The 9333-nt window shown below is 68.9% G+C and carries 9 protein-coding genes; 4 read left to right on the top strand and 5 right to left on the bottom strand.

What is annotated here, in order from left to right; translation table 11 throughout:
• The first annotated feature begins 74 nt into the window (after nt 1–74).
• Complete coding sequence (locus ACFPJ1_RS01555) at nt 75–2084, top strand: hypothetical protein (protein WP_380100938.1); 2010 nt, start codon at nt 75–77, stop codon at nt 2082–2084.
• A 51-nt stretch (nt 2085–2135) separates the two neighbouring features.
• On the opposite strand, the gene ACFPJ1_RS01550 is transcribed toward ACFPJ1_RS01555, so the two are convergent.
• From ACFPJ1_RS01550 to ACFPJ1_RS01535, 4 genes are all read right to left on the bottom strand, one after another.
• Entirely contained in the window at nt 2136–3182 is a 1047-nt protein-coding gene (locus ACFPJ1_RS01550) for an aminoglycoside phosphotransferase family protein (protein ID WP_380100937.1), read from the bottom strand.
• 9 nt (nt 3183–3191) lie between these two features.
• Nucleotides 3192–3881, bottom strand: a complete 690-nt coding sequence (locus ACFPJ1_RS01545; RefSeq protein ID WP_380100936.1) for a helix-turn-helix transcriptional regulator — start codon at nt 3879–3881, stop codon at nt 3192–3194.
• A 60-nt stretch (nt 3882–3941) separates the two neighbouring features.
• The gene (locus ACFPJ1_RS01540) at nt 3942–4376 is read right to left on the bottom strand and encodes an Rv3235 family protein (RefSeq protein ID WP_380100935.1); all 435 of its coding nucleotides are present in this window, start codon (nt 4374–4376) and stop codon (nt 3942–3944) included.
• A 184-nt stretch (nt 4377–4560) separates the two neighbouring features.
• Nucleotides 4561–5565, bottom strand: a complete 1005-nt coding sequence (locus tag ACFPJ1_RS01535) for a LysM peptidoglycan-binding domain-containing protein (protein WP_380100934.1) — start codon at nt 5563–5565, stop codon at nt 4561–4563.
• Between the two features lie 165 nt (nt 5566–5730).
• Between ACFPJ1_RS01535 and ACFPJ1_RS01530 the strand changes: the two genes are divergently transcribed.
• Nucleotides 5731–6276, top strand: coding sequence for a hypothetical protein (locus tag ACFPJ1_RS01530; protein ID WP_380100933.1), 546 nt, complete (start codon nt 5731–5733; stop codon nt 6274–6276).
• Between the two features lie 652 nt (nt 6277–6928).
• On the opposite strand, the gene ACFPJ1_RS01525 is transcribed toward ACFPJ1_RS01530, so the two are convergent.
• Nucleotides 6929–7183 (bottom strand): helix-turn-helix domain-containing protein, encoded by a 255-nt coding sequence (locus ACFPJ1_RS01525; protein ID WP_380100932.1) that lies wholly within the window; start codon nt 7181–7183, stop codon nt 6929–6931.
• 190 nt (nt 7184–7373) lie between these two features.
• On the opposite strand from ACFPJ1_RS01525, the gene ACFPJ1_RS01520 reads away from it, so the two are divergent.
• Complete coding sequence (locus tag ACFPJ1_RS01520) at nt 7374–8036, top strand: SAF domain-containing protein (RefSeq protein WP_380100931.1); 663 nt, start codon at nt 7374–7376, stop codon at nt 8034–8036.
• The gene (locus ACFPJ1_RS01515; protein ID WP_380100930.1) at nt 8036–9313 is read left to right on the top strand and encodes an AAA family ATPase; all 1278 of its coding nucleotides are present in this window, start codon (nt 8036–8038) and stop codon (nt 9311–9313) included. The genes ACFPJ1_RS01520 and ACFPJ1_RS01515 overlap by 1 nt, the downstream gene beginning before the upstream one ends.
• Nucleotides 9314–9333: the final 20 nt, after the last annotated feature.

The following is a 9333-nucleotide window of genomic DNA, read 5'->3' as shown; positions in this document are numbered from 1 at the left end:
GTCGACGGCATGCACTACGTCTTCTACGGAATGGCCGACGCCAAGATCGGCGTCGCGAGGCTGGACCGGCTGCAATGATCGCCTCTCGCCGGACCGTCCTCGGTGGCGCGCTGGCCGTCGCCGCCTCGACTGGTGTCACGCTGCCTGCTTCTGCTTCTGCTTCTGCAACTGCGGGTGCTGCTTCGGCTTTGACGAACCTGGCGCATCTGGACTTCCTCGGTGCCGAGGTCTCGCCGCCTGCCCAGGCGGGGCACTCGACGTACGGGTCGGGTCCGATCGGTGTGTTGTGGACGTATGCCGATCGCCGGGCTGACGGGTCCTACGCCCGGGTCGGTGGTGGTGCGTTTGACCCGGCGACGAACACCTGGGGTCAGGGTGCGTTCAACGCGGACGACGTCGCCCGGGCTGCTGTGGTCTACCTGCGGCACTACAAGCTCCGCGGCGACAAGCACAGCCGTGACACGGCGTACGGGTTGCTCCGTGGGCTGACCTATCTGCAGACGGCTACAGGCCAGTTCGCCGGCAACGTGGTGCTCTGGATGCAGCCGGACGGCACGCTAAACCCCAGCGCCGAGCCGGTCGAGCTACCGGACCCGTCGGATTCCGGACCGGCGTACTGGCTGGCTCGGACGGTCTGGGCGCTCGGGGAGGGCTACGCGATCTTCCGGACGATTGACCCGGGGTTTGCCGCCTTCCTGCGTGCTCGGCTCGAGTTGGCTATCGCTGCGTTGGAGCGTCAGGTCCTGGTTCGCTACGGCGACTGGAATGTGGTCGACGGCCGCCGCGTGCCGGCTTGGCTCATCGTGAACGGTGCAGACGCCACTTCAGAGGCTGTGCTGGGTTTGGCGGCCTACGTGCGAGCAGGTGGGTCTGCCCGCGCTCGGCGCGCTTTGACGCAGTTCGCCGATGGTGTGGCGGCCATGGGTGCGGGGGACAGCAATACGTGGCCGTTCCGCGCCCTGCTTCCTTGGGGCGAGTCGATCTCGGACTGGCACGCCTGGGGCGCCCAGATGCCCTCCGCCCTCGCCGCCGCATCCTCCGTACTGCGCTCGTCGCGGCTGCTGGAGCCTGCCATCGGGGACACCGCCGGGTTCACCCCACTGCTCATGACTGCGGGCGGTCCCGACAACGGCTGGCTCCCGGCACCGATCGACCGCACCCAGATCGCGTACGGCGTGGACGCCCGGCTGCAGGGTCTCCTGGCTGTCGCAGACGCAGGGGAACGTCCCGGTCTGCGGCAGGTGGCCGCCTTCGTCGCAGCCTGGTACTTCGGCGCCAACCGCGCAGGGGAGGCCACCTACGATCCGGCGACTGGTCGCACCTTCGACGGCATCTCCGGCGACGGCGTCATCAACCGCAACTCCGGCGCCGAGTCCACCATCCACGGGCTCCTCTCGATGCTGGCCCTCGACCGCTCGCCAGAGTTGGCTGGGCTGGCCCGGACTCTTGGTGCGGGCTCTCGGGCGACGTCCGGTCTTCAGGTGGTCGAAGCGGAGTCCGCCACCCTCTCCGGTGGTGCGACGGTGGTCACCCCACCGTCTGCTTGGACCGGGGAATCTCAATGGAGCAACGGGTCCTACGTCTCTCTGCCGGCCGGAGGTCGCCTCTCGCTGACGGTTGCGGCGTCCGATCAGGCTCGGTTGGTTGCCCCGATCATCGATCTGGTGGCTGATCGTACGGCCGGCCGTACCCAGTGGTCTTCAAGCCGCTCCTTGGGCTCGATCGATCATGGTGCCGGTGGACCGCAGGGCATCTCGGCCGCGCCGGGTGCCCTTCTGCCCATCACGCTGTCGGGGTCACTCCCTAGCGGCGCCACCCAACTCAATGCCACGTCGAGTGGTGGGCCCAACCGCGTGGATGCAGTACTTCTTCTCCCGCTGATCTCCACGCTGCGGCTGGGTACCGCAAACCTGCTGGCCAGTGTTGATTCCCATCCCCGAACCCATCAGGTCGAGGTGGGCACCACTAGCCGCCACGTCATCTCCACCTATGACCGCAGTGGCAAACTCCGCTCTCGCACCACGACGCATGCATCAACCGTCAAGGCTCCCGTCCTCCCTGGCGGCTTCACCGTCATCGTCTAGAGCTCGTCACGCTGACGGCGACCGGCTGCTCACCCGGTCGCCGTCAGTGCTTCAGTTCGAGGTACGAAGGGCTTCGGCGGTCCAGGTGGCGATGAAGGAGAGTGCCTGGCCGCGTTGGTGGAAGAGGTACTGGGAGTCGGCTTGTTGGTGGTAGGCGTTGTGGGTGGGTTCTGAAGCTCGGCCGAGGAGGCCGGGGAGGAGCCACGCGTACTTGACTCCGGACGCCATCACGGCCAGGCGAACCAGGTCGGGATCGCCTCGCCAGCCGCCTTCGCGGAGACCTTCGAGGTAGTTGGCTATGCAGGTCTCGGCCAGTTCGGCGATCCGCTCGGCCGGCCAGAAGAGGTCGAACACGGCGTCCGGGATGTGGTTGCCGATGTCCTCGCCCATAGCGCCGTCGCCGGTGAACGCCCAGTCCAGTAAGGCGATCTCACCGGTGGGCCTGCGGATCGCGTTGCAAACCCACAGATCGAGATGACACCGCGCTCGCGGCAGGCGTTCGACCAGTTCGAGCAATTCATTGCGATGGGCAACCAGCTCGATCCAGGCGGACCGGAGCCCGGCAGGCCAGTTGTCGGCGATCAACGGCTTCTTCCAGGCCGCGTCGTCAGCAAGCAACTTCCACGGCACGTCCCGAGTCGTGGAGTAGTCCCGGAGAAAGCCGACAGAGGTCCACGGCACGTCGTCCGCGGGCCTCGACTGCCACCGTCCGCACCCTCGCGCCAGTGCCGCATGATCGTCGAGAGTGAACGCCGTACCCGGCCGACCTTCGATGTCCTCCAGGTAGAGAACCGCGCCGCCGGGGTGTTCTTCGACCTCGGCCTCGGGCAGCACGAGACCGGTGCCGGCGAGCTGCTCGCGCAGTCGGTCGTCCCGGTAGACCTCCAGTTCGCGCCGCCAGTAGTTCCAGTGCCGCGGATCTTCGGAGGCCCTCCAGGGACCTTCCGCCGCGGCTGTCGGTTGCTGCAATTCCTTGCGGATCAGGGTGTGTCCCGCCGCGTCGGTGATCCGCTCGACCGTCGCCGTGACCGCGTTCAACGGGTTGTGCCGCAGAGTCGTGGCGTTCGTGGCTCCGGCTGCGCGTCGGGAGAAGCTCATGCCTGATTGTCAGGCGAGGAGGGTTCTCGGTGGGACGCCTGCCAAAGCCTTCACGTCGCGGGTGAAGTGGGCCTGGTCCGCATACCCGGTGCGGGCGGCAACCTCGGCGAGCGAGAGACCTGTGCGCGCCCGGTCGAGTGCCAGGTTCATCCGGAGGACCCGGTCGAGCATCTTCGGCCCGTACCCGAAGGCGTCCAGGCACCGACGATGCAACTGCCGCTCACTCAGCCCGACATCCCCCGCCAAAGCCGGTACTGCGACGCCGCGGCGGACGCCACGCAGTACATGGCTCACCAGGCAATCCGGCTCATGGAACAGGTCGGCGACCGCATCCTCGAGCGTCGTCGCGGGATCGGGTGACCTCCCGATCCGATCCGCCAACCGACGGCTGCGCCCCGGAGACCAAAGGTCCGACAAAGCAACCCGGCGATCGAGAATCTCCTTGGCCGGCACTCCGAGAAACCCCGGCGCTGTACCCGGGGCGAACCGGATCGCGGCGTACCGCGTCCTGGGCTCCGAGGTCCCCAGGTAGGCCCGCGTATCCGGCCCGGCGACAACCAGCTTCCCTTCGATCCAGAGCAGATCCATGCACCCGTCCGGCAGGATCCGGTGCGGGCCGCCGTCCGTCGTACGCGTCCACACCACAGCCCCCGGCACCCGGGCGGCTCGCTCGCGATACGGCTGCACCACTTGACTCACCCCGTCAGTCTGAGTGGTCCCACCGACAATTCCGTTGCGTCGTTCTCAGGTGGCCGGTGGTCAGCCGAGTTCGAGGGCGGTGCAGATCCAGCGGCCGCGGTGTACCTCGAGGCGGAGGGCCATCGCGCGGGACCGGTCGCCGTACCGGACGTGGGCGGCGACTTCGGCGACCTCGGTGGCCGGCGTGAACACATGGACCGAGCGGACGGCGCTGCGCTCCTTGGCGCCGCGGGCAGTGGCGGTGGTGGTCAGGCCGAGCACGCGGACCCTGCGGCTGACATCGGCGAATACCACGGTGTCGGTGAACCGCACCAACTGACTGATCGGTCGGTCACCGGCGAGCACCTCAGCCAGCGCCTGAACCAGCCGAGGAGCCCACGCCTGCGCCTCGGGCAACAACGGCCCGGTAGGAACCAGCCGCAGCACAGGCCGAGCCGGCGCAACCTGCACCTCCGGAACAGCCTGATACCGCAGAGCGAGCGCCCCATCCGTCACCGGACCACGCTGAGCCTCGCCGTTCGCCCCCCGAACAGGAAGCCGAGTCGGCGCAGCCGGCTGCTCGCCTCCGGCCTGAGGCTGCTGGGCTTGGAGCCGTGTAGGGGCCGGCAGTTCGGGTGCGGGGACGGTGTCGGGGGTCGGGAGGGGGTGGATGGCGACGAGGCGTGGGGGCTGACTCATGTCACTTCTCCTGGTGGGTAGGCGGCACGGGCTGGACGGTCGCGGGCGCCGGGGTTCGGAGCACCTGGCCGGGATGGATGAGGTCGGGGTCGGGGCCGATCAGTCGGCGGTTCGCCGCATACCACTGCGGCCAGCGAGTCGCGACCGCCTCGTCCGTCGCTGCCGGGCCGAGCTCAGCCGCCGCGATGGACCACAGCGACTCCCCGGGCTGGACCACATGTGAAGCCGGCTGGACCCGCTGCCCCGTCTTGAGGTCGGTGTACCGCGTGGCGGCTCCGGACGTAGGCCGATCCGGCACAGCCACCTGATCCGGCCCCGACGCCCGCACCTTGCCGGGATCGGCCGGTACTGCGGACCCCGGCTTGGCGCCGACGTTCGTTGGCTGCTTCGAGTCCCCGGTGAGACGAAGCCCCGAAGCCTGCTCCGGCACCGAGGTCCGGCCCGTAGAACCTTCACCCTCCGGCGCAGTGGTGCGAGCATCCGGGTTTGCCGGTATTGCGAGCGGCGTAGTGGTGCGGTCTCTCGGGCTCGCCGAGCCACCGGTCAGGCGGAGGGTGGATGCGGGTTCGGTGGCTCGCCAGGTGGCGGTGTCGCCGGTGAGTTGGACGGTGGAGCGGGGTTCGACCGAGGTCCAGGGGCGTTGGTGGTCTCTATCGCCGGGAGTGGCGTGGGCTACGCCGATCGTCAGCGGAGTGACGGCGGCGACGCCCAGGGCTGAGCGGAGGAGCGCTCGGGAGCTCTGTGAGGTGATCCGGGTGGCGACGACCGAGGCGGAGCGGCCCACGACGCCCGGCACCTGCTCCAGCACCGTGGCCAGCACGGCGATCAGCAGCCAGACGTAGGCGACCCAGGCGACCGAGCCGACGGCCAAGGATGCCATCGAGGTCAGGTCCTGCGTGGTGGCGGAGCCGATGGAGTCCGCGGTGACCCACCGCAGCAGGAGTCCGATCCCACCCAGTGCGCCGAGGGCGAGAAGCCCTTTCAGGCCCCGGATCATCGCGTTCATCTGCTTTCGCCTCCTATCTATGAGTTTGCATGAGTTTGCCTTGGCTTGATCAATATAGACCGACCTAGCCCGCCTTTGGCAAGTCGAAATCGGCGAAAGTGTCACGGACGGTGAGTCGACCGCACGGAAAGTGGCGATGACCGCTCGAGCGAGTAGGTTCGCGACATGCGTCTGGAAGCCCTGTTCGAGGATCTGGAGTCCCAGTTCGAGGCGATGCAGGAAGGCGATCTGTACGGCGAGGTGGCGGACCGGATCCGCGCCGAGGTCGGCAAGATCACCGTGCTCGACCGGCTGCGCGGCGCGGTCGGCACCGTCGTACGGGTCGAGCTCACCCAGGCCGATCCAGTGCAGGGCATGCTCAGCCGGGTCGGCAAGGACTGCCTGCTGCTCGAGGCCGAGCGCTACGAGGAATGGTTGATCCCGGACACCGCTCTCACCGCGGTGCACCGGTTGGGTCCGTGGGCGGAGCCGGCCGAAGGGGTCGTTGCCGCGAAGCTAGGCCTGGCGCACCTGCTGCGGGGGATCGCCCGGGACCGTTCGCCCGTGACGTTGTTCTGTGGTGGAACACCGGTCACCGGCACGATCGACCGGGTCGGTGCCGACTTCCTGGAGATCGCGGAGCACCCACTGGACGCCCCGCGCCGGCGTACCGAGGTCTACAACACCCGCCTCGTCCCCACCCACGCTCTGGACGCAGTACGCCGCCGCTAGCTCCAGACCAGCACCTGGCGGACGGCCACCACTCACAAACCTCGCCGGTAGGTCATGGACTGGGCAATGCCAGGCGGCGCACCAGGGCCCGGGCGCGGTTGGTGAGTGCTGGCCGTCCGGCCACTCCCACCCGCCCGCCAGGACGCCGGTACAGCTGCCTACCGGGCCGAGCACCTATGGCAGGTCCGAACACCATCCCGGGACCTCGGACCAGATGTAGGGACTTCGGACCAGAACTGGGGCGGACAAGAACTGGGGCTTCGGACGAGAACTGGGGACTTCGGACAAGAACTGGGGCGGACAAGAACTGGGGCGGACAAGAACTGGGGCGGACAAGAACTGGGGACTTCGGACGAGCAATGACGTGTCCAAGGTCCCGCTTAGGTGTCCCCACCCCCACAACCAGGCGGCCGACCGCACCTGTCACAACCATCCCTGGCCCCACGATCACCCCGCCCCAGCCACCGCACGCCCAGCCACCGCACGCCCAGCCACCGCACGCCCAGCCACCGCTGGGCCCACAATCACCCCGCCGCCGCCACCAGTGCACCCCGCAACCACCGCTGCGGGCGCTCGGGCGGGAGGTTCGCTGAGGTGGTGGGCGAGCGCCGCTAGCTCTCTGAGCCGCGGGACCCCAGGACCGGCGGAAGGATCAGCTGCGGACGTCCTCGGAGTCGGAGACCTCGGCCTCTTCGCCGAAGGGATGGGTGTCGATGAACTGCTTGGTCTCGGTGTAGAGCCGCTCGATGTACTTCTCCAGCTCGGTCGACTCCACCCGCCACTGGCCGCGGCCGCCGATCTTGACCGCCGGGATGTCGCCGCGACGGACCAGCGCGTACACCTGGTTGGCCGAGATGTTCAGCACCTCGGCGACGTCGGACAGCTGGAGGAAGCGCGGAGCCGGCATGCGTGCTGTTCCCCTTCGAGTCGGTGACGGGCTGATTGCTTCAGTTTGCCACGGTTGGTATCCGAATCAGCCAGTTTGTCCCCAGCTGCCCTCGACCTGTGGATGACCGTCACCGGTCAGACCGCGGACACGGCAGAATGTCGTCGCCAAGAGCGATCGTGCGGTAACCGAGAATGTCTGGGGAGTTCGAGTGGCCGACAGTCCAGTGGTGCGGAGCGGGTTCGCTGCGCCGTCCACACCGACCCTGCGCAACCGGCGGGCCCGATGGAAGGACGGTCGCCTGCTGCTCGGTGTGCTGCTCGTCGCCATCACCGCCCTCGGCGGCGCCAAACTGCTGTCCGCAGCGGACGACACCACCGCCATCTGGGCCGCGGAGCGAGACCTGCCGGCCGGCACCAAGCTGACCAGCCAGGACCTCACCACGGTCCGCGTCCGCTTCACCAGCGACGCGGCCGCCGGCCAGTACGTCGCCGCTGACGCGGATCTCAAGGGCCTGGTCGTCACCCGGGCGGTCAGCAAGGGCGAGTTCGTCCCGAGGGAGGCTGCGGTAACCCAGGCGGACAGCCAGCGCACCGAACTACCGCTGTCCATCGCGACCGGCAGACTCCCCGCGGACACAGCCGCCGGGGACCACGTCGACATCTGGGTCGTGCCGAAGACCGCCGACCAGCCGGCCAAGCAACTCTGGGCAGAGGTCCGCGTGATCCAGGTGGACACCGCGAAGGGCGTAGCCGGAGGATCGTCCAGGCGGCAGGTCCTGGTGGGCCTCGAGCCGAGAGAGCTGACGCGACTCCCCGCGGCGCTGGCCATGATGAGTACAGGTGAACCAGTGCTGATCCGGCGGGGCCGCTGATGTCGGTGCCAGTCCTCCTGGCGGTGACTGGCGCACCGTGGGAGGCCGATGTCGTACGCCGGGCCGAAAGAGCGCAGGGGATCCGCGTAGTCCGCAGGTGTGTGGACATCGCCGACGTGATGGCCGCGGCGGCTAGCGGACAAGCCAGGGCGGTCCTGCTCGCAGAGGACCTTCCCAGGTTGACGTCTGACGCAGTGGCCGCGCTGCATGCGAGGCGCATCGCCGTGCTCGCACTGGTCGATCCGTCCGACACCGGCGAGCCCACCGGCGCGGAGGACAGGCTGAGCCGGATGGGGATCGAGCGGATTCTCCCTGCCGACGTCAGCGCCGAGGACCTCGGCCGGGCGATCACCGACGCAGTGGAGTCCGGACCACCCGCCACCGTGTCGCACTTCGCCGGCGGGTTCGTCCCCCTCTCCAGCGAGACCGTGGCGAACCCCGAACGAAACGGCTACGAGCCGTATGGCCAAGGGGCCGGCCGAGTCATCGCCGTCTGGGGCCCCACCGGCGCCCCGGGCCGCAGTACGGTCGCGGTCGGGTTGGCCACGGAGTTGGCAGCGCGCGGGGTCTCCACGCTGCTTGCCGACGCCGATGTGTACGGCGGGACAGTGGCTCAGCTCCTCGGCATGCTCGACGAAACCTCGGGGCTTGCCGCGGCGGCGCGTTCGGCCAGTGGTGGTTCGCTCGATGTGGCGGTGCTCGCCCGGCAGGCTAGGCAGGTCGGCCCGCACCTGCTGGTGCTGACCGGGTTGAGCCGCGCCGACCGGTGGACCGAGCTCCGCCCGGCGGCGATCGAGTCGGTCTGGTCCACGGCCAGGAATCTCGCTCCCTGCACGGTCGTCGACGCGGGCTTCTGCATCGAGAGCGACGAGGAGATCTCGTTCGACACCCTCGCGCCTCGGCGCAACGGAGCAACCCTGGCAACCCTGGAGGAGGCCGACGAGGTGATCGTGGTCGGGACTGCCGACCCGGTCGGTCTCACCCGGCTGATCCGCGCGCTGCACGAGCTCCGCGCGGTGGTGCCGTCGGCGAACACCCGGGTCGTGGTGAACAGGGTTCGCTCAGGGTCGCTGGGGAGTTCCCCTGCTGATGCCGTGGCGGAGGCGCTCAGCCGGTACGCCGGAGTACAGGCGGCGGCGTTGCTGCCGTTCGACCAGGCGGCGTGTGACGCGGCGCTGTCGCACGGGCGGAGCCTCGTTGACGCGGCGAAGTCGAGCAAGCTCCGCAAGGGGATGCAGCAGCTGGCAGCGGGGCTTATCAGGGATCTCCTCAGTTGATTTAGGGGGGAAAACCCCAC

The sequence above is a fragment of the Kribbella qitaiheensis genome, assembly GCF_042657745.1.
Classification (GTDB): domain Bacteria; phylum Actinomycetota; class Actinomycetes; order Propionibacteriales; family Kribbellaceae; genus Kribbella; species Kribbella qitaiheensis.
This window is presented reverse-complemented; position numbering and strand designations above follow the sequence as displayed.

What these genes read in the sequence shown, in the direction of transcription:
- ACFPJ1_RS01555 (WP_380100938.1), top strand. Translation starts at nt 75, where the DNA reads ATGATCGCCTCTCGCCGGACCGTCCTCGGTGGCGCGCTGGCCGTCGCC.
- ACFPJ1_RS01550 (WP_380100937.1), bottom strand. Translation starts at nt 3,182, where the DNA reads ATGAGCTTCTCCCGACGCGCAGCCGGAGCCACGAACGCCACGACTCTG.
- ACFPJ1_RS01535 (WP_380100934.1), bottom strand. Translation starts at nt 5,565, where the DNA reads ATGAACGCGATGATCCGGGGCCTGAAAGGGCTTCTCGCCCTCGGCGCA.
- ACFPJ1_RS01530 (WP_380100933.1), top strand. Translation starts at nt 5,731, where the DNA reads ATGCGTCTGGAAGCCCTGTTCGAGGATCTGGAGTCCCAGTTCGAGGCG.
- ACFPJ1_RS01525 (WP_380100932.1), bottom strand. Translation starts at nt 7,183, where the DNA reads ATGCCGGCTCCGCGCTTCCTCCAGCTGTCCGACGTCGCCGAGGTGCTG.
- ACFPJ1_RS01515 (WP_380100930.1), top strand. Translation starts at nt 8,036, where the DNA reads ATGTCGGTGCCAGTCCTCCTGGCGGTGACTGGCGCACCGTGGGAGGCC.